The sequence below is a fragment of the Microbacterium sp. E-13 genome (assembly GCF_049912955.1).
Taxonomy (GTDB): domain Bacteria; phylum Actinomycetota; class Actinomycetes; order Actinomycetales; family Microbacteriaceae; genus Microbacterium.
Genome location: NZ_CP183973.1, coordinates 1306418 through 1324864, shown reverse-complemented (window position 1 = coordinate 1324864; position 18447 = coordinate 1306418). Strand labels below are relative to the sequence as shown.

The 18447-nt window shown below is 69.9% G+C and carries 19 protein-coding genes; 4 read left to right on the top strand and 15 right to left on the bottom strand.

Going from position 1 to position 18447, the window contains the following annotated elements; translation table 11 throughout:
• The first annotated feature begins 98 nt into the window (after positions 1 to 98).
• A complete protein-coding gene (locus ACN9MP_RS05955; protein ID WP_426324474.1) occupies positions 99 to 824 on the top strand; it encodes a GNAT family N-acetyltransferase in 726 nt (241 codons plus the stop codon).
• A 15-nt stretch (positions 825 to 839) separates the two neighbouring features.
• Here ACN9MP_RS05955 and ACN9MP_RS05950 read toward each other — a convergent pair whose 3' ends face one another.
• The 13 genes from ACN9MP_RS05950 to prmC all read right to left on the bottom strand — a co-directional run bounded on the left by ACN9MP_RS05950 (position 840) and on the right by prmC (position 12143).
• A complete protein-coding gene (locus tag ACN9MP_RS05950) occupies positions 840 to 1589 on the bottom strand; it encodes a YaaA family protein (RefSeq protein WP_426324472.1) in 750 nt (249 codons plus the stop codon).
• A 161-nt stretch (positions 1590 to 1750) separates the two neighbouring features.
• Positions 1751 to 2011 carry a F0F1 ATP synthase subunit epsilon gene (locus ACN9MP_RS05945; RefSeq protein WP_426324470.1) on the bottom strand — a complete coding sequence of 87 codons (261 nt, stop codon included), beginning with the start codon at positions 2009 to 2011 and terminating at the stop codon, positions 1751 to 1753.
• Positions 2012 to 2013: 2 nt separating this feature from the next.
• Positions 2014 to 3462, bottom strand: coding sequence for a F0F1 ATP synthase subunit beta (gene atpD, locus ACN9MP_RS05940; RefSeq protein WP_426324468.1), 1449 nt, complete (start codon positions 3460 to 3462; stop codon positions 2014 to 2016).
• Positions 3463 to 3484: 22 nt separating this feature from the next.
• On the bottom strand, positions 3485 to 4381 hold the full coding sequence (locus ACN9MP_RS05935; protein WP_426324466.1) for a F0F1 ATP synthase subunit gamma: 897 nt from the start codon (positions 4379 to 4381) through the stop codon (positions 3485 to 3487).
• Positions 4382 to 4401: 20 nt separating this feature from the next.
• The gene (atpA, locus tag ACN9MP_RS05930; protein ID WP_426324464.1) at positions 4402 to 6039 is read right to left on the bottom strand and encodes a F0F1 ATP synthase subunit alpha; all 1638 of its coding nucleotides are present in this window, start codon (positions 6037 to 6039) and stop codon (positions 4402 to 4404) included.
• 59 nt (positions 6040 to 6098) lie between these two features.
• On the bottom strand, positions 6099 to 6890 hold the full coding sequence (locus ACN9MP_RS05925; RefSeq protein WP_426324462.1) for a F0F1 ATP synthase subunit delta: 792 nt from the start codon (positions 6888 to 6890) through the stop codon (positions 6099 to 6101).
• Positions 6890 to 7444: a F0F1 ATP synthase subunit B gene (locus tag ACN9MP_RS05920; protein ID WP_426324460.1), complete on the bottom strand. Its 555-nt coding sequence runs from the start codon at positions 7442 to 7444 to the stop codon at positions 6890 to 6892. The genes ACN9MP_RS05925 and ACN9MP_RS05920 overlap by 1 nt, the downstream gene beginning before the upstream one ends.
• A gap of 29 nt (positions 7445 to 7473) precedes the next feature.
• Positions 7474 to 7707, bottom strand: coding sequence for an ATP synthase F0 subunit C (gene atpE, locus ACN9MP_RS05915; protein WP_109210051.1), 234 nt, complete (start codon positions 7705 to 7707; stop codon positions 7474 to 7476).
• Between the two features lie 47 nt (positions 7708 to 7754).
• The gene (gene atpB, locus ACN9MP_RS05910) at positions 7755 to 8537 is read right to left on the bottom strand and encodes a F0F1 ATP synthase subunit A (protein ID WP_426324458.1); all 783 of its coding nucleotides are present in this window, start codon (positions 8535 to 8537) and stop codon (positions 7755 to 7757) included.
• Positions 8538 to 8716: 179 nt separating this feature from the next.
• The gene (locus ACN9MP_RS05905) at positions 8717 to 9220 is read right to left on the bottom strand and encodes a hypothetical protein (protein ID WP_426324456.1); all 504 of its coding nucleotides are present in this window, start codon (positions 9218 to 9220) and stop codon (positions 8717 to 8719) included.
• Positions 9217 to 10416, bottom strand: coding sequence for an MraY family glycosyltransferase (locus tag ACN9MP_RS05900; protein WP_426324454.1), 1200 nt, complete (start codon positions 10414 to 10416; stop codon positions 9217 to 9219). The genes ACN9MP_RS05905 and ACN9MP_RS05900 overlap by 4 nt, the downstream gene beginning before the upstream one ends.
• Positions 10413 to 11186 (bottom strand): L-threonylcarbamoyladenylate synthase, encoded by a 774-nt coding sequence (locus ACN9MP_RS05895; RefSeq protein ID WP_426324452.1) that lies wholly within the window; start codon positions 11184 to 11186, stop codon positions 10413 to 10415. The genes ACN9MP_RS05900 and ACN9MP_RS05895 overlap by 4 nt, the downstream gene beginning before the upstream one ends.
• 78 nt (positions 11187 to 11264) lie before the next feature.
• Complete coding sequence (gene prmC / locus ACN9MP_RS05890) at positions 11265 to 12143, bottom strand: peptide chain release factor N(5)-glutamine methyltransferase (RefSeq protein WP_426324450.1); 879 nt, start codon at positions 12141 to 12143, stop codon at positions 11265 to 11267.
• A 192-nt stretch (positions 12144 to 12335) separates the two neighbouring features.
• Between prmC and cysK (ACN9MP_RS05885) the strand changes: the two genes are divergently transcribed.
• From cysK (ACN9MP_RS05885) to epsC, 3 genes are all read left to right on the top strand, one after another.
• Entirely contained in the window at positions 12336 to 13274 is a 939-nt protein-coding gene (gene cysK, locus ACN9MP_RS05885; protein WP_426324448.1) for a cysteine synthase A, read from the top strand.
• A gap of 92 nt (positions 13275 to 13366) precedes the next feature.
• Positions 13367 to 14320: a cysteine synthase A gene (gene cysK, locus ACN9MP_RS05880; RefSeq protein WP_426324446.1), complete on the top strand. Its 954-nt coding sequence runs from the start codon at positions 13367 to 13369 to the stop codon at positions 14318 to 14320.
• Positions 14317 to 14901, top strand: coding sequence for a serine O-acetyltransferase EpsC (epsC, locus tag ACN9MP_RS05875; RefSeq protein WP_426324444.1), 585 nt, complete (start codon positions 14317 to 14319; stop codon positions 14899 to 14901). Before cysK (ACN9MP_RS05880) ends, epsC begins: the two co-directional genes overlap by 4 nt.
• Positions 14902 to 15086: 185 nt before the next feature.
• On the opposite strand, the gene ACN9MP_RS05870 is transcribed toward epsC, so the two are convergent.
• Both ACN9MP_RS05870 and ACN9MP_RS05865 read right to left on the bottom strand, forming a co-directional pair.
• On the bottom strand, positions 15087 to 17897 hold the full coding sequence (locus ACN9MP_RS05870) for an ATP-binding protein (RefSeq protein WP_426324442.1): 2811 nt from the start codon (positions 17895 to 17897) through the stop codon (positions 15087 to 15089).
• Positions 17898 to 17950: 53 nt separating this feature from the next.
• Positions 17951 to 18352 (bottom strand): hypothetical protein, encoded by a 402-nt coding sequence (locus tag ACN9MP_RS05865; RefSeq protein WP_426324441.1) that lies wholly within the window; start codon positions 18350 to 18352, stop codon positions 17951 to 17953.
• Between the last annotated feature and the right edge of the window lie 95 nt (positions 18353 to 18447).

The window sequence follows — 18447 nt, the reverse complement described above, 5'->3', positions numbered from 1 at the left end:
GAGGATGGAGGATGGAGGATGGATGCCGCGGCATCGTGTGTTGCGCGGGGTGACAGGCGGCGTTGCGGGGCGTCGAGCATGAGGCGCACAGTGGACCCGTGCCCGATCCCGCCTCCGCCACCCTTCTGGACGCCCCGCACGCCGACGCGGCAGTGCTCGACAACGCCCCCTGGCACGCGCTGACGGGGCCCCACGCCGCCTTCGCCATCGGCAATGACCTCGTGCGCCGCTATCCGGCCGACGTCGCCCCGTTCGTCGCGGTCCGCACGTGGGACGACCCGGACGTGTGGCCGGCGCTGCGAGAACTCGTCGGACCGGCGGCGGAGATCGGGCTCTCGGGGTACGACGGCGCCGTGCCGGACGGCTGGGAGGTGGTCGGCGAGGGCGCTGGCGTCCAGCTCGTGCAGACCGATGCTCTGTCGCCGCGCCCGGATCCCGAGGCAATCCTCCTCGGCGCCGACGACGTGCCCGACATGCTCGCGATCGTCGAGCGCAACCAGCCGGGCCCGTTCCGCCCGCGGACGTACGAGCTGGGGCGCTATGTCGGCATCCGTCGCGAGGGGCGCCTCATCGCGATGGCGGGCGAACGCCTCCATCCGGAGGGATGGACCGAGATCAGCGCGGTGGCCGTCGACGCAGACCACCGGCGGCAGGGACTCGCGTCGCGTCTGGTGCTGGACGTGGCCTTCCACATTCAGGAGCGCGGCGATCGCGCCCTGCTGCACGCCGCGGCGTCGAATGTGGGCGCGATCGCCGCGTACGAGCGGCTCGGCTTCGCGCTCCGCCGCCGCAACCGCTTCTCCGCGGTGCGCACTCCGGCGTAGTCCGCCGCAGCCGACTCAGGCGAAGAGCTCGAGCTCCGCGCCGTCGGTCTCGCGCACGCGCAGGCCCGCGGCATCCGCCCATGAAAGGAAGCCGGCCGCCGACCCGATCCGGGGACGGTCCTCCGCGAGCCGCCGCACGAGCGCGCCTTTCGCGTGCTTGTTGAAGTGGTTCAGGGCGCGGACGATCCCGTCGGCCCCCTCGTTCACGACCCGGATGTACCGCGACGGGATGCCGGCGGGCACGGGCCCGAGGGCGACATACGCCTCGGACCGCAGATCGAGGATGAAGCGGGGCGCGAGCGTCGAGAGCGCGCCTGTCACCTCGGCCGCCCACAGGCGGCGGAGCGAGGGAAGCCCCGGCAGGGACGTCGCGGCGCCCAGTCGGTACGCGGGGATCATGTCGAGCGCACCGACAGGCCCGAACGGAGCGGAGTGCACGAGGACGTGGGCGCCCAGCCAGCGGCGACCGGGAGCGGAGACGGATGCCGCGCCCAGCGCATCGAAGAGCACCCCGGTGTAGCGATCGATCGCCGCCATCGTTGGCTGTTCGCGCAGCGCAGCGTTGACGGCGACCTCGCCGCGCTGCTTCGGACCGAGCTTGAGCACGCGCGCGGCTTCGTCCTCGTGGGCGGACAGCGCCACGAGGGCGGTCACGGCGGCGTCGCGCGGCGGCGCCAGCTGCGGCAACGCCAGAGTCGCCAGGTCCAGCGGCGGCCCCGACCCGCCCGTCTTCTTGGTCTCGGACGGTGGCAGAAGAATCAACATATGGCCGCGGCGGTTGTCGGGTAGGGCGCTCTGCGCCCGCAACGGAAGATGGTTCCGGAAGGTGGCAGCAAGATCAACATGGCTCTCCGTCTCTCGGGACTCGCCGGATGAAACGACTCGGCCGGCCCCGTGGGGACCGGCCGAGTGCGAATGTTTCCCGATCAGGAGATCAGAGCGGCGTTTCCGGCCACGATCGTGAGGTCGTCGCCCTCCATCGACAGGAACCCGTCCTGCGCGTTGGCGATGATCTTCGCGCCCGAGGTCTGCGTGATGCGCACCTGGCCCTCGGCGAGGATGGCGAGCACCGGCTCGTGACCGGTCATGAAGCCGATCTCACCCTCGACGGTCTTGGCGACGACGAGAGACGCCTCCCCCGACCAGACCTCCGCATCGGCGGAGACGAGACTCACCTTGAGCGGCATGATCAGCCGTTCTCCTTCTGGATGCGCGCCCACTGCTCCTCGACGTCGGAGATGCCGCCGACGTTGAAGAACGCCTGCTCGGCGACATGGTCGAAGTCGCCCTTCACAATGGCGTCGAACGACTCGATGGTCTCCTTGATCGGGACCGTGGAGCCTTCGACACCGGTGAACTTCTTCGCCATGTAGGTGTTCTGCGAGAGGAACTGCTGGATGCGGCGCGCGCGGGCGACGACGATCTTGTCCTCTTCCGAGAGCTCGTCGACACCGAGGATCGCGATGATCTCCTGCAGCTCCTTGTTCTTCTGCAGGATCTGCTTCACGGCGGTGGCCACGCGGTAGTGATCCTCGCCGATGTAGCGCGGGTCCAGGATGCGGCTCGTCGAGGTGAGCGGGTCGATGGCCGGGTACAGACCCTTCGACGCGATCTCGCGGGAGAGCTCCGTGGTGGCGTCGAGGTGCGCGAACGTGGTCGCGGGCGCCGGGTCGGTGTAGTCGTCGGCGGGGACGTAGATCGCCTGGAGCGAGGTGATCGAGTGACCGCGCGTCGAGGTGATGCGTTCCTGGAGCACGCCCATCTCGTCGGCGAGGTTCGGCTGGTAGCCCACCGCGGACGGCATGCGGCCGAGCAGCGTCGAGACCTCGGAACCGGCCTGCGTGAAGCGGAAGATGTTGTCGATGAAGAGCAGCACGTCCTGCTTCTGCACGTCGCGGAAGTACTCGGCCATGGTGAGGGCCGACAGGGCGACGCGCAGACGCGTCCCCGGCGGCTCGTCCATCTGGCCGAAGACGAGCGCGGTCTTGTCGAAGACGCCCGCCTCCTCCATCTCGCCGATGAGGTCGTTGCCCTCACGGGTGCGCTCGCCGACACCGGCGAACACCGACACACCACCGTGGTCCTGCGCCACGCGCTGGATCATCTCCTGGATGAGCACGGTCTTGCCGACGCCGGCACCGCCGAAGAGGCCGATCTTTCCACCCTGCACGTACGGGGTGAGCAGGTCGATGCTCTTGATGCCGGTCTCGAACATCTCGGTCTTCGACTCGAGCTGGTCGAACGACGGCGCCTGGCGGTGGATGCCCCAGCGCTCGGTGACCTCGACGGTCTCACCGGGAGCGGCGTTCAGCACGTCACCGGTGACGTTGAACACCTTGCCCTTGGTGACGTCGCCGACGGGGACCGTGATCGGGCCGCCGGTGTTGCGCACCTCCTGGCCGCGCACCATGCCGTCGGTGGGCTTGAGCGAGATGGCTCGGACGAGGTCGTCACCGAGGTGCTGCGCGACCTCGAGGGTGATCTCGGTCGACTCCTCGCCGATCGTGATCGTCGTCTTCAGCGCGTTGTAGATGTCGGGGATCGAGTCGTGCGGGAACTCGATGTCGACGACGGGTCCGGTGACGCGGGCGACGCGCCCGACGACCGCCGTCTCGGTCTTGTCAGCGGTGAGGCTCATGGCTTCTTCTCTTTCGTGTGGTCTATTTGCCCGACGACAGCGCGTCGGCGCCGCCGACGATCTCGGCGATCTGCTGCGTGATCTCGGCCTGGCGCGCGTTGTTGCGCAGGCGCGTGTAGTCGGTGATGAGCTTGTCGGCGTTGTCGCTGGCCGACTTCATCGCCTTCTGCGTCGCGGCGTGCTTCGCCGCCGACGACTGCAGGAGGGCGTTGAAGACGCGGCTCTGGATGTACACCGGCAGAAGGGCGTCGAGCACGGTCTCGGCGTCCGGCTCGAACTCGTACAGCGGATACACCGCCGCCGACGCGGACTCCTCGGCCTCGACGACCTCGAGCGGCAGCAGGCGCACGGTCTCGGGCGTCTGCGTCATCATGCTGACGAAGCGGTTGTACACGAGGTGGATCTCGTCGACGCCGTTGGCTTCGCCGCCGCGATCGTACGCGTCGAGCAGGGTCGCCGCGATCTCCTCGGCCGTCGTGAAGTGAGGCGTGTCGGTGTCGCCGGTCCACTCCGCCGCGCTCTGCATGCGACGGAACTGGAAGTACCCGACGGCCTTGCGGCCGACGAGGTAGAACACCGGCTCCCGGCCCTCCTCGCGCAGCAGCTGCGCCAGCTCGAGACCCTCTCGCAGGATCTGCGAGTTGAACGCACCCGCGAGGCCGCGGTCCGACGAGAAGATCACGACCGCAGAGCGGCGTATCGTCTCGCGTTCGACGGTCAGCGGGTGGTCGACGTTGGAGTGCGTCGCCACCGCGGAGACGGCACGGGTCACGGCACGCGCGAAGGGCGACGACGCGCGCACACGCGCCATCGCCTTCTGGATGCGCGAAGCCGCGATGAGCTCCATCGCCTTCGTGATCTTCTTGGTCGTCTGAGCAGAGCTGATCTTCTGCTTGTAGACCCGGAGTTGTGCGCCCATGGTGCTAGCCCCGGCCCGCCTTAGCGGCGGCCCTTGACGATCTTCTCCTGGTTCACGTCGTCGGCCTGCGCCGCCGCGACCTCTTCGTGGCCGGGCTTGCCGATGGCCTGGCCCTTGCCGGCCTGGAACTCGAGGATGAAGTCGTCGGTCTTCTTCGTCAGCTCCGCGACCGTGTCGTCGTCGAGGACGTTCGTCTCGCGCAGCGTGTCGAGGATCGTGGTGTTGCGACGAAGGTAGTCCAGCAGCTCGCGCTCGAACGACAGCACGTCCTCGACCTCGATCGAGTCGAGCTTGCCGTTGGTGCCGGCCCAGATCGAGACGACCTGCTCCTCCACCGGGTACGGCGAGTACTGCGGCTGCTTGAGCAGCTCGGTCAGGCGCGCACCGCGGGCGAGTTGACGACGGGATGCCGCGTCCAGGTCGCTCGCGAACATCGCGAACGCCTCGAGCGAGCGGTACTGGGCCAGCTCGAGCTTGAGCGTGCCCGAGACCTTCTTGATCGACTTGACCTGGGCGTCACCGCCGACGCGCGACACCGAGATGCCGACGTCGACCGCGGGACGCTGGTTGGCGTTGAACAGGTCGGACTGCAGGAAGATCTGGCCGTCGGTGATCGAGATCACGTTGGTCGGGATGTACGCCGAGACGTCGTTGGCCTTCGTCTCGATGATCGGGAGGCCCGTCATCGAACCGGCACCCAGCTCGTCCGAGAGCTTCGCGCAGCGCTCGAGCAGACGCGAGTGCAGGTAGAAGACGTCACCGGGGTACGCCTCGCGGCCCGGCGGGCGGCGGAGGAGCAGCGACACGGCGCGGTAGGCCTCGGCCTGCTTCGACAGGTCGTCGAAGATGATGAGGACGTGCTTGCCCTCGTACATCCAGTGCTGGCCGATGGCCGAGCCGGTGTACGGCGCGAGGTACTTGAAGCCCGCGGGGTCGGAGGCGGGAGCCGCGACGATCGTCGTGTACTCCAGCGCACCGGCGTCTTCGAGCGCGCCCTTCACGGCCGCGATCGTAGAGCCCTTCTGGCCGATGGCGACGTAGATGCAGCGCACCTGCTTGTCGACGTCGCCCGACTCCCAGTTGGCCTTCTGGTTGATGATCGTGTCGATCGCGATCGCCGTCTTGCCGGTCTGGCGGTCGCCGATGATGAGCTGGCGCTGACCGCGGCCGACGGGGATCATCGCGTCGATGGCCTTGATGCCGGTCTGCAGCGGCTCGTGCACGCTCTTGCGCTGCATCACACCGGGCGCCTGGAGCTCGAGGGCACGGCGACCGACCGTCGCGATCTCGCCGAGACCGTCGATCGGGTTGCCGAGCGGGTCGACGACGCGACCGAGGTAGCCGTCGCCGACGGCCACCGAGAGCACCTCGCCGGTGCGCGTGACCTGCTTGCCGGCCTCGACGCCGGCGAAGTCGCCCAGGACCACCACACCGATCTCGTGCTCGTCCAGGTTCAGCGCGAGGCCCTGCGTGCCGTCCTCGAACGTCACGAGCTCGTTCGCCATGACACCGGGCAGGCCCTCGACGTGGGCGATGCCGTCAGCGGCGTCGACGACCGTGCCGACCTCGGTGGCCGCAGCCCCGGTGGGCTCGTAGGCGGCGACGAAGTCCTTCAGCGCGTCACGGATGACGTCGGGGCTGATAGAGAGATCTGCCATTGTTTTCCTTCGTTCATGGGGCCTCGGCCCCGAAATCTCCGCGGTGCGGGAAGTCTGTGTCAGCCGGCGAGCCGCTGACGGAGGTCGGCCAGGCGAGACGAGACGCTCGCGTCGATCACGTCGTCCGCGATCTGCACGCGCACGCCACCGACGACGGTCGGGTCGACGACGGTGTTCAGCGACACCTTCGTCCCGTAGCGCTTGCTGAGCGCCGCGCTCAGGCGCTCGCGCTGCGCCGCGCTGAGCGGCGCAGCCGCCACGACGGTCGCGACCGCGCGGCCGCGCTGATCGGCGACCAGCTTCGTCGCACGCGACAGCAGCTGACGCACGCGGCGCTCGCGGGGCTGGCGGATCAGGGATACCGCGATGAGCATCGTCGCGGCGCTCACGCGGCCCTCGAGCAGGGACTCGACGAGCGTGCCTTTCGCGTCGGAGCCGCCCAGACGGCTGCCCAGTGCGAGCTCGAGCTCGGGGTTGTCGGCTACGGTCCGCGAGAACGCGAAGAGCTCGGCCTCGACGTCGGCGTCCGCGTCGGCGACCGCCGCGGCGCGCACCGCGAGCTCCTCGATGCCGTCGACCAGGTCGTCGGCCGAGGACCAGCGCTGCGCGACCGCGGTCGCCAGCAGCGATGCCGTCACGGGCTTGACGGCCCTGCCGAACACGTCGAAGACGACCTTCCGGCGAGCCTCGGCCGACGCGGCGGAGTCGGCGAGCGCGCCGCTCAGCTGCGGCGAGTCGCCCACGGCGCGCGCCACGGCGAACAGCTCGCGGGCGACGTCGAGGTCGACGCCCGACGCGGCGTCGAACGCCGTCGTCGTCGCCGCCAGCGCTTGAGTGGTCGCGCTGCCCATTACGCCTTCGCCCCTTCGGACTCCTCGAGCTCGGCGAGGAAGCGGTCGACGACGGCCTGAGCCTTCTTGTCGTCGGACAGCGTCTCGCCGATCACGCCGCCGGCGAGGTCGAGGGCCAAGGTGCCCACTTCGCTGCGCAGCGACACGAGGGCGGTCTGGCGCTCGGCCTCGATCTGAGCGTGAGCGGTCGAGGTCAGGCGAGCGGCCTCCGCCGAAGCGGTCTCCTTCGCCTCGGCGACGATCTTCTTGCCGTCCTCACGCGCGGCGTCGCGGATCTCGCCGGCCTCCTTGCGGGCGTCGGCCAGCTGGGCCGTGTACTCCTCGAGTGCCGCCTCGGCCTTGCGCTGTGCCTCGTCGGCCTTCGCGATGTTGCCCTCGATGGCAGCGGAGCGCTCGTCGAGCAGCTTCTTCATCCGGGGAAGAGCGACCTTCCAGAAGATGATGAGGATGACGATGAAGCACACCGACGACCAGATGATGTCGTACCACGCGGGCAGCAGGGGGTTGTGAGTCTCCCCCTCTTCCGCGGCGTACGCGACAAGAGCGTGCAGCATCCTGTCTCCTTAGGACTGTGTTTCGGCGATCAGACGAAGATGAAGTAGGTCGCGATGCCGATGAAGGCCAGCGCCTCGGTGAAGGCGATACCGATCCACATGAGCACCTGCAGGCGACCGGCGAGCTCGGGCTGGCGGGCGACGCCCTCGATCGTCTTGCCGACGACGATGCCCACGCCGATGGCCGGGCCGATCGCGGCGAGGCCGTAGCCCATCGTCGCGACGTTGCCGCTGACCTCTGCGAGAACCGTAGTTGCGTCCACGGGGGTGTTTCCTTTCGGTTGTGGGCGGCTCTGCAGCCGTCCCGCTTTCAGTGCTCTTCAGCGACCGCGAGCTGGATGTAGACCGCGGTGAGAAGGGCGAAGACGTATGCCTGGAGGACCGCCACCAGGATTTCGAACAGGGTGAAGACGAAGCCGAACGCGAGGCTGCCCGCGCCGAGGACCGTCCACCAGCCGCCGAGCTCGACGACGAAGAACTGCGTCGCGGCGAAGAAGAGGACCAGCAGCAGGTGGCCGACCATCATGTTCATGAGGAGTCGGAGCGTCAGCGTGATCGGACGGATGATGAACGTCGAGATCAGCTCGATCGGCGTGACGATGATGTAGATCGGCCACGGCACGCCCGAGGGGAAGAGCGAGTTCTTGAAGAAGTTGCCGGGACTCTTCTTGATGCCGGCGTAGATGAACGTGACGTAGCTCACGACCGCCAGGGTGAGCGGCACCGCGATGATGCTGGTGCCCGCGATGTTCAGGAACGGGATGATGCCCGTGATGTTCATGAACAGCACCATGAAGAAGATCGTGGTGAGGATCGGCAGGAAGCGCTGGGCGTCCTTCTTGCCGAGCAGGTCTTCGCCGATGTTGACCCGGACGAAGTCCAGGCCCATCTCGACCAGGCTCTGGAATCGGCCGGGCACGACCCGCATGCGCCGCGTGCCGAGCCAGAAGATCAGGACCACCCCGGCCGTCGCGAGGAACTGGATCAGGTGGATCCGGGTGATCGGAACCGTGCCGAAGGCGTAGAAGAGCGTATCGGGGAAGAACTCGTTGATCGACGGCCCGTGGAAGACGGGCGGTTCATCCGTGGCCAAGGGGGCGATCAGGGTCGCAGCATGAGTAAACAGCGCTGGCTCCAGCTTCGGGGCACCGGTCGAGAACCGTTGCGACGATGGTCGATGAGCGTCACTCCGCAAGCGTTCACGAGGTGAGCGGGCGGGCGCAGACCCACCCTATCAAACTTGTGAGGTGGCTGAATCCGCGGGCCGGGGGCTCAGGAGGCCCGGGGGTCCTCGTCGGTGCGGTCGCCGGCATCCGGGTCCGTGGGGAGCTGGACGTCGCTCACGTGGGGCACCCTCATGCGCATCAGCACCACGACATCGATGGCGAGCGAGGCGAGCACGCTCGCGACGAGCGCGAGGAAGAAGACCGGTCCGACGATCCAGGGCTGGTCGCGGAGCACGAACAGCGCGACGAGGAACACCACGAACTTGAGGATCCAGCCGCCGAGCACGATCCCGAAGAAGATGGGCACGTAGAGGGCGTCACCGAACCAGCGGTTGGCGATGAGGATGCTCGCTGCCGTGATGCCGAGGAACAGCGCGGCGATGAGGACGCCGGCCAGCGCGCTCCACAGCCCGTCGACGCCTGCCACCAGGTACCCGACGACCGCGCCGGCGACGGCGAGGATGGCGGTGACCGACCCCGACCACACCAGGACGGTGCGCAGGATGGGGGTGCTGGAGACGGGCGTGCGGGGGTTCGGCGTAGTACTCATCGGGCGTCCTCCTGTGCGGGCGCGGGGTCTGGCCGTGCTTCGGGTACGGCGGCGGCCGGTCGCGCGGGGGCACGACGGTGTGAAGGGCTGAAGGTGACGACGAGGCACGCGGCGATGCCGACGACGCCGTAGAGCACGCCGAACAGATAATCGCCGGGCCACTGCAGGGTCGTGCCGATGTACATCAGCAGCACCGAGAGACTCACGAGCGTCGTCCAGGCGTAGAAGATCAGCACGGCGTCGCGGTCGGTGTGCCCCATGTCGAGCATGCGGTGATGCAGGTGCTTGCGATCCGGCGAGAAGGGTGACTTGCCCCTGCTCATCCGGCGGATGACCGCCAGGCCGAAGTCGAGCAGCGGCAGCAGGACGACGACGACGGGAAGCAGGATCGGGATGAAGGCACCCAGCAGCTGCGACCGGCCGAACGCATCGTTGTCGGCGATCATGGCGGGATCGAAGTTGCCGGTGATGGAGATCGCCGAGCACGCCATGAGGAGTCCCAGCATGAGCGCGCCGGCGTCGCCCATGAACAGTCGGGCCGGGCTCCAGTTCAGGGGCAGGAAGCCGATGCACGCGCCGATGAGCACGGCGGCGATGAGCGACGACAGCGTGAAGTACGTGCTGGAGCCGATGTCGCGGAACACCATGTACGAGTACGCGAAGAACACCGCGTTGGCGATGAGGCACACGCCCGCGACGAGCCCGTCGAGCCCGTCGATGAAGTTGACGGCGTTCATGACGACGACGATCGAGAACACCGTGAGCGTGAAGCTGGCCCAGCTGGAGAAGATCGTCATGCCGCCGAGCGGGAGGGTGTAGATCTGCAGCTGGCCGAACCACGCGATGACACCGGCCGCGAGAAACTGGGCGCCGAGCTTGATCATCCAGTCGAGATCCCACAGGTCGTCGAGCACGCCGATGACGACGATGAGCGCCGTGGCGCCCAGAAGGGCGTAGATCTGCTGGGGCTGCGCCCAGACGATGGAGAAATACGGATGCTGCGACGACACCGCGAACGCCGCCAGCACGCCGATGAACATGGCGATGCCGCCGAGGCGCGGCGTCGGCGTGGTGTGCACGTCGCGCTCGCGGATGCCCGGGTACAGCTTGTACCGCAGGCTGAGCCGCCACACCGCCCACGACAGGACGAAGGTGACGGCCGCCGTCAGAAGGATCGTGAAGACGTACTGCTTCACGAGCTGCGGGGTTCCGGCGCCGGCGCGGGCTCCGGCTCCGACCGGGATCCGGGCTCGGGCTCCGGCCCGCGCTCAGGCTGGGGCTCGGCCTCCGGCTCGGAACCGGGCTCCGGCTCGAGGAGGTCCCCCAGCACGTCGCGCAGCTGCGCACGGCTGACGGCACCCTCTCTCAGCACGGTGACGCGCGGCTCGTCGCCGCCGACGAGGCTCGTCGCGTCGATGATGGTGGACGGCACGCCCGTCTTCGACGGACCGTCGCCGAGGTAGACCGCGACGCTGTCCTGAAGCATCCCCTGCGCGTCCTCGGCCGTGATCCCCGCGGCCATGCCGGTGAGATTGGCGCTCGAGACGGCGAGCGGCCCGGTCTCTTCGAGCAGCTCCAGGGCGATGCGGTGCGCGGGCATGCGCACGGCGACGGTGCCTCGGGTCTCGCCGAGGTCCCACGACAGGGACGGCTGCGCCGGCAGCACGATCGTCAGCCCTCCTGGCCAGTAGGCCTCCACGAGGCGCTCGATGGGCTCCGGCACCTCGGAGACGAGCGCCCGCAGGGTCGTCACGCCGGCGACGAGCACCGGCGGCGGCGACTGACGCCCGCGGCCCTTGGCAGCGAGCAGTCGCGCGACGGCCCGATGATCGAAGGCGTCGGCGGCGACGCCGTACACGGTGTCGGTGGGGATGACGACGAGTTCGCCGCGGGCGATGGCCTGGCGTGCCTGGCGCATGCCGGCGAGCAGCTGGGCCTCATCACGGCAGTCGAAGATGGGGGACATGACGCCGGACAGTTTAGTCTGGGCCGGCTGTGCGTTGCGGACCGGCGCCGGGGCGTGCCAGACCGTCGCCGCCCGCGATCAGGGCCGGAGTGCCGTCGTGGCGCGGTCGCGCATGGTGAGGTCGGGATGCGTCGCGGCGGCGTACCAGCCGTCGGCGGCGAGGATCCCGCGGATCGCCTCCCCCTGCCACTCCCCGTGCTCGATGACGATCATGCCGCCCGGATGTGCAAGGCGCAGGCCGGCCCGGCTCAGCACGCGGATGACGTCGAGACCGTCCTCTCCCCCGTACAGCGCCGCCGGGGGGTCGAAGAATCGCACCTCCGGGTCGCGCGGGATCGCAGCATCCGGAACATACGGCGGATTGGATGCCACCACCGAGACCGTCCCGTCGAGCTCGGGGAAGGCGTGGGCGAGGTCGATGAAGGCGAGCGTCGCGTTGTCAGCACCGACCAGGGCGAAGTTCTCCTTCGTCCAGATGAAGGCGTCCACCGAGTTCTCGGCCGCGAACACGCGTGCGTGCGGCACCTCCGTCGCCATGGCGAGCGCGATCGCACCGCTGCCGGTGCCGAGATCCACGGCCACGGGAGAGACGGATGCTGTGGCCCGCAGCGCGTCGATCGCCAGCTGCGCGACCACCTCGGTCTCGGGACGCGGCACGAACACACCCGGACCCACCCGCAGCTCGAGATGGCGGAACGGCGCGGTGCCCGTGATGTGCTGCAGCGGCTCGCGGCTCGCGCGGCGGGCCACGAGCTCTCCGAGACGGGCGTCGTCTTCCGCCGTCATCCGGTCACCGCGGATCGCGCCGGCCTGCACCTCGCCGCGCCCGGTGCCGAGGACGAAGGCGGCGAGCAGCTCGGCGTCGACGGACGGGTCGGCGATGCCGGCGCCGGCCAGCCGCGCCGCGGAGCGAGCGACGGCATCGGACAGCAGCGGGGAATCGTCGGGAGAAGGCATGACCGATCCACTTTAGGCCGACTCTCCGGCGATCCCCCGATCCGGGCCGCTTCCGGCGGCCGGATCAGCACGCCCCGCCGGCGTCCGGCAGGATAGCCCGGCAGGGCCAGGCTTCCGTCACAGAAGGACTCATAGGAAAACGCGCCCCCTAGGCTGGTCGTCGATCAGCCGAGAACCCGCGAAAGGCCCGATATGACCGGCATTCACCCCGACATCACGTCCGCATTCGGCAACACGCCGCTGGTGCGCCTGAACCGCGTCGCCGAGGGCGTCGGCGGGAACGTCCTGGCGAAGCTCGAGTTCTACAACCCGGCCTCGAGCGTCAAGGACCGGCTCGGCATCGCCATCGTCGACGCCGCCGAGGCCTCCGGTGAGCTCCCGCCCGGTGGAACGATCGTCGAGGCGACGAGCGGCAACACCGGTATCGCGCTCGCGATGGTCGGCGCGGCTCGCGGCTACAAGGTCATCCTGGCGATGCCGTCTTCGATGTCGATCGAGCGCCGCCTGCTGCTGAAGGCCTACGGCGCCGAGCTCGTGCTCACCGACCCGGCCGGCGGCATGAAGGGCGCGATCGCGAAGGCGGAGGAGCTCGTCGCCGAGATCCCCGGCGCGATCCTCGCCCGCCAGTTCGAGAACCAGGCGAACGTGCAGATCCACCGCAAGACCACCGCCGAGGAGATCCTCCGCGACACCGACGGCAAGGTCGACTACTTCGTCGCCGGCATCGGCACCGGTGGCACGATCACGGGTGTCGGCCAGGTGCTGAAGGAGCGCGTGCCCGACGCGAAGGTGGTCGCCGTCGAGCCCGCCGACTCGCCGCTGCTCACCAAGGGCACGCCCGGGCCGCACAAGATCCAGGGCATCGGGCCGAACTTCGTCCCGGCGATCCTCGACCGGGGCGTCATCGACGAGGTCATCGACGTCGAGTTCCCCGACGCGATCTCGACCGCGCGTGCCGTCGGCACGCAGGACGGCATCCTCGTCGGCATCTCGTCCGGCGCCGCCATCTGGGCCGCGCTGCAGGTGGCTGCGCGCCCGGAGGCGGCGGGCAAGAACATCGTCGTCGTCGTCCCCTCGTTCGGCGAGCGCTACTTGTCGACCGCGCTGTACGAGGATCTGCGCGAAGATTGACACGCACGACGGCGCGCCGGTCAGCCCGACCCGTTCGGGCGCCGGCGCGCCGTCGTCGTCTTTCCCGCGCGCCCGAACCGAGGAGCAACGACGTGCCAGGCATCCATCCCGACATCACCACCGCGTTCGGTGACACTCCGCTGGTGCGCCTCAACGCGCTCACGGAGGGCCTGGGCGCCGAGGTGCTCGCCAAGCTCGAGTTCTACAACCCCGGGTCGTCCGTCAAGGACCGCCTGGGCTACGCGCTCGTCGAGGCTGCCGAAGCAGCCGGCGAGCTGCCGCAGGGCGGCACGATCGTCGAGTCGACGAGCGGCAACACCGGCATCGCGCTCGCCCTCATCGGCGCCGCGCGCGGCTATCGCGTGATCCTCACCATGCCCGCGTCCATGTCGAAAGAGCGGCGAACGCTGCTGAAGGCCCTGGGCGCCGAACTCGTGCTCACGGACCCCTACAAGGGCATGACCGAGGCCGTCGAGACGGCGAAGCGCATCGTGGACGAGACGCCCGGCGCCATCCTGGCGCGCCAGTTCGAGCACGAGGCGAACGCCGCGATCCATCGCAAGACGACCGCCGAGGAGATCTGGCGCGACACCGACGGGCACGTCGACTGGTTCGTCGCCGGCTCCGGAACCGGCGGCACCATCACGGGCGTCGGCCAGGTGCTCAAGGAGCGCAACCCCGACGTCAAGATCGTGCTGGTCGAGCCGAAGGACTCCCCCGTGCTCACCGAGGGCCGCGCCGGCGGCCACCGCATCCAGGGCATCGGACCCAACTTCGTGCCCGACGTGCTCGATCGCTCGGTCGTCGACGAGATCTTCGACGTCGAGTTCGACGACGCCATCGCGGTGGCGCGCGACCTCGCGGCGCGCGAGGGCATCCTCGCGGGCATGTCGGCGGGCGCCGCCGTGTGGGCCGCGCTCCAGATCGCGGCGCGGCCCGAGGCTGCGGGGCAGCGCATCGTCGTGATCGTGCCCGACTCCGGTGAGCGCTACCTCTCCACCGCCCTCTACGCGCACGTCGCCGAGTCCGAAGGGGACAGCAAGTGACCGACGAACGGATCGGATTCCTCGCGAGGGTGCGGGAAGATGTCGCCGCCGCGAAGCTGCGCGACCCCGCGGCGCGCGGCGGCCTCGAGATCGCCGTGCTCTACCCCGGCCTTCACGCCATCTGGGCGCACCGCCTGTGGCACGCACTGTGGATCCGAGATGCACGGTTCGTCGCTCGCGCCGGGTCGCAGGTCACCCGCTGGCTCACGGGCATCGAGATCCATCCCGGTGCCACAATCGGCCGACGCTTCTTCATCGACCACGGCATGGGCGTGGTCATCGGCGAGACGGCCGAGGTCGGTGACGATGTCATGCTCTACCACGGCGTCACGCTCGGCGGCCGTCAGCGCGAGGGCGGCAAGCGCCACCCCACCGTCGAAGACGGCGTCGCCGTGGGCGCGGGTGCCAAGATCCTGGGGCCGATCACCATCGGAGCGGGGTCGGTCGTCGGCGCCAACGCCGTCGTCACCAAGGACGCCCCGGCCGACAGCGTGCTCGTCGGCGTGCCCGCCAAGCCGCGCGCCCGCCGCACCGGCGATGACACCCGTGCGCTGTTGACGACGCCCGAGTACCACATTTGACGCGGCTCGGATCAATGCGCCCTTCGATACGGCTCGTTCCTCGCCACTCAGGAGCCGCGCCCTGAGCGAGCGTTGATGCGAGCCGGGTCAAGGTTGAGTAGGCGAGGAACGAGCCGTATCGAAACCCCGCCGTGAAGGCGGCGAGCGGATGCCGCGCCTCGGGGCGGGGCGTCGGGCGACACGACTCAGGCGACGCGGCGCGCGTGGATGGCAGCCGCCTCGGTTCGCGATGAGGCGCCCAGCTTGCGGAGGATGGCGGAGACGTGCACCGACACGGTCTTCGCGCTGATGTACAGGCGGTCGGCGATCTGTCCGTTGCTCAGCCCCTCGGCGACGAGCCCGAGCACCTGTTCCTCCCGGGAGGTGAGAATCGGATCTGCCCTGCCGCCCGACAGCCCGGCGTCGGAGAGCAGCCGGCGGGCCTGCTCAGCGAGGTAGTCGGCGCCGATCTCCTCTGCGAATGCGCACGCCGCCTGCAATCGCTGCTGCGCGGCGGCTCGATCCGCGGCCTCGACGAGGCTCTGGCCGTCGCGCACCATCGCATAGGCCCGGATGTACGCCGGGCCGACGCACTCCACCGCCGCGCTCCAGGGACCCTCCCCCAGTTCGGCGGCGAAGACCGCAGACCACAGCGGGGCGATGGGCCAGCCGGTGAGCCGGTCGATGATCGCGCGGAAGGGCTCGAGCTCGGCTTCGGTGCCCTCGCCGCTGCCCTGCGCACGCAGCAGCGCGACGGCTCGCGCGGCGATCGCGGCGAGCGGCAGGTCGAGCGGCGCATCGCCCTCGGCCGCGGACTCCCGCGCCGCGGAGGCGTGCTCGAGCGCGCTGCGGGCGTCGCCGCGCGCCAGCGCCAGCTCGCCCAGGTCGTACGCCAGTCCCAGTCGGGTCTGGTATTCGTACACACCGAACGGGGCGAGCTCGTGGAGCACGTCGGCCAGCGCCTCCTCGGCCTCTTCGAGGCGTCCGCGCCAGACGGCCAGGCACAGCAGGCGCTCGCGCAGGAACGCCGAGAAGAGCCCTGCCTCGATCAGCGGCGCCAGCTGCTCGCCCATGCGCTCCGCTTCGCGCAGACGACCGCCGTACATCATCGCCTCGATGACATTCGCCTCGGTCATCAGGAGCGGCCCGCGATCGGCGAAATGCTCCCGGCCGTACTCGACCCCCTCGCGGGCGAGTGCCGCCGCCTCGTCGTAGCGCCCGACCAGCATGAGCGTGTTGGAGTAGTTGATGTAGTAGCGCATCATGGCGCGCACGAACCCCGCCGAGCGCTGTCGCGCCTCTTCGAAGAGCTCTACAGCGTCGGCGTCACCACTCGCGGTCCGGCACGTCGCGGCGATCAGGAGCGCCTGCGCGACGATCTCGGCCGCGCCCTGGTCGCCGGCCTGGGCGAACGGCTCGGCCGTGGCCTTGGCAGCCATCGCCACGTCCCACCCCAGCACCGGGCGGCGGTTCAGCATGTGCACGCGCGCCGAGCTGAGCAGGAGGTCTGCGCGGAGCAGATCGTGCTCGGAGCCGTCGCCGAGGATCGCGAGGGCCCGCCCGATGCTCTCGAGTCCATCCGCGGTGCCGGACTGCAGCTCGACGGTCGCCAGCTGCCCCAGCATGGAGGCCAGCCCCGCCTGGTCGCCTTCGGGCCAGGCCGCCACTGCTTCGCGTGCGAACGCGAGAGCGCGCTCGTGCCTGTTGGCGGAGACCAGCACCGCCGCCGTGCGGCGCAGCAGCTCGACCCACGTGAGCCCGCTCACGGCGACCGGATCCGCCACCGTCTCCCACAGCTCCAGGGCGCGCTCGCCCGCCTCGGCGGCCGTCGACCACGCGGACGCGCGGCTGGCCGCCCGCTGCGCGTTCACCGCCGCGGCGAGCGCCCGGTCGGGCACCCGCGCGGCCCACCAGTGGTGGGCGATGTCCGCGAGCACGCGCGGAGTGGGGGCGACCGCTTCCAGGGCCGCCGCATAGGCGGCGTGGAGGCGCAGACGCTCCGTCGGCAGCAGCTCCGCGTAGACGGCTTCGCGCATCAGCGCGTGGCGGAAGGCGTAGTCCTCGTCGTGCACCACGATCACCTGGGCGTCCACCCCCGCCCGCACCGCTGTCTCGAACGCGAGGTCCTCGCCTCCCAGCACCTCGCGCATCACCGCATGAGGCACGGCGACACCGCCGGTCGCCAAGACGCGCGCGAACGCCCGGGTGGCGGCATCGAGCGCCTCGTAGCGGAGCAGGAGCACGTCGCGCAGCGACGTCGGCAGCCGATCGCCCGAGAAACTCGCGAGCTCCTCCACGTAGAACGGAATGCCCTCGCTGCGGGCGGCGATGTCGCGCAGCACCTCGGAAGCGACCGTCTCACCGCCGATCGCCGCGGCAAGTGCGCCCGCCTCGGCGTCGGTCAGCCGCGAAAGCGGCCGATGGGCGACCAGTCGTCCGCGCTCGAGCTCTGCGAGCAGGGGGCGAAGCGGGTGACCTCGGCCGACGTCATCCGTCCGGTACGTGAGCACGATCAGCACGGGCAGCGTGGCTGCTCGGCGCACGAGCCGCCCCACGATCTCGAGCGTCGTGCCGTCGGCCCAGTGCAGATCCTCCACCACGATCACCAGCCGGCGCCCGCGAGACAGTGCCGAGAGCAGCTCGACGACCACGTCGGCGAGCCGCTCTGCGCCATCGACCCCGCCGCCCAGGCTCGGAACGAGAACGCCCAGGATGTCGGCTCCGCGCCCCGCGGCCTCGCGCACCTCGTCGGCGCCGAAAGCTTCCACCGCCGCCCGCACGAGGTCGGCGATGGCCGCGAGGGGCGCCGGGCCCGGGCCTGAGTCCACGCAGCCGCCACGTAGCACCACCGCGTCGTCGAGCCGCGCGGTGAACTCCCGCAGCAGACGGGTCTTTCCCATGCCGGCGTCGCCCGAGATGACGACTGCACGCCCTGCGTCGGCGATGACCGCCAGGTCGTTCTCGAGCGCTGCGAGATCGGCCGCCCGGCCGATGAGCGGCACCTGCCCTACCTGCACGGGGCCATTGTGCCAGGTGCCTCCGACGTCGCGGCAGGGTCCGGCGCCCGGGATCAGCGGCGCTGGCGGTCCTCCGCCCTGTCCTTGATGAACAGGGGCGGCAGCAGCCATGTCGCGAGCGCGGTGACGAGCCAGACGATGACGGTGCCGACGATCCACGCGACCGGGCCGTCGATGCCGATGCCCGCGGCCGGGATAAGCACCGCGATGAGCAGTGCGACGAAGGTCGACAGCAGTCCGACGCCGCCGAGGAGTGCGTGGGCGTGCCGACGCGTGATCCTCAGCAGCCATGGCGCAAGGATGCTCTGCAGCACCGCGAAGATGACGACGGCGACCAGGATCCCCCACCAGTCGTTCCAGTGCAGGAAGAACCCGTCCAGCACGAGGTCGGCCACGACGAGACCCAGTGCGGCCGAAGCGAGGAAGATCACGGCGCGGATCAGCAACGTCAGCACGATCGAAGCCTAGCGGCGCGGCATCCGTCCCCTGCCCTGCTTCCCCGCCGGGGACATGCACGCGCGGCCGGAACCCGCATACGCGGCCGCTCGAT

What these genes read in the sequence shown, in the direction of transcription:
- atpD (WP_426324468.1), bottom strand. Translation starts at nt 3,462, where the DNA reads ATGAGCCTCACCGCTGACAAGACCGAGACGGCGGTCGTCGGGCGCGTC.
- ACN9MP_RS05925 (WP_426324462.1), bottom strand. Translation starts at nt 6,890, where the DNA reads ATGGGCAGCGCGACCACTCAAGCGCTGGCGGCGACGACGACGGCGTTC.
- ACN9MP_RS05935 (WP_426324466.1), bottom strand. Translation starts at nt 4,381, where the DNA reads ATGGGCGCACAACTCCGGGTCTACAAGCAGAAGATCAGCTCTGCTCAG.
- atpA (WP_426324464.1), bottom strand. Translation starts at nt 6,039, where the DNA reads ATGGCAGATCTCTCTATCAGCCCCGACGTCATCCGTGACGCGCTGAAG.
- ACN9MP_RS05920 (WP_426324460.1), bottom strand. Translation starts at nt 7,444, where the DNA reads ATGCTGCACGCTCTTGTCGCGTACGCCGCGGAAGAGGGGGAGACTCAC.
- ACN9MP_RS05945 (WP_426324470.1), bottom strand. Translation starts at nt 2,011, where the DNA reads ATGCCGCTCAAGGTGAGTCTCGTCTCCGCCGATGCGGAGGTCTGGTCG.
- ACN9MP_RS05905 (WP_426324456.1), bottom strand. Translation starts at nt 9,220, where the DNA reads ATGAGTACTACGCCGAACCCCCGCACGCCCGTCTCCAGCACCCCCATC.
- ACN9MP_RS05895 (WP_426324452.1), bottom strand. Translation starts at nt 11,186, where the DNA reads ATGTCCCCCATCTTCGACTGCCGTGATGAGGCCCAGCTGCTCGCCGGC.
- prmC (WP_426324450.1), bottom strand. Translation starts at nt 12,143, where the DNA reads ATGCCTTCTCCCGACGATTCCCCGCTGCTGTCCGATGCCGTCGCTCGC.
- cysK (WP_426324448.1), top strand. Translation starts at nt 12,336, where the DNA reads ATGACCGGCATTCACCCCGACATCACGTCCGCATTCGGCAACACGCCG.
- ACN9MP_RS05950 (WP_426324472.1), bottom strand. Translation starts at nt 1,589, where the DNA reads ATGTTGATTCTTCTGCCACCGTCCGAGACCAAGAAGACGGGCGGGTCG.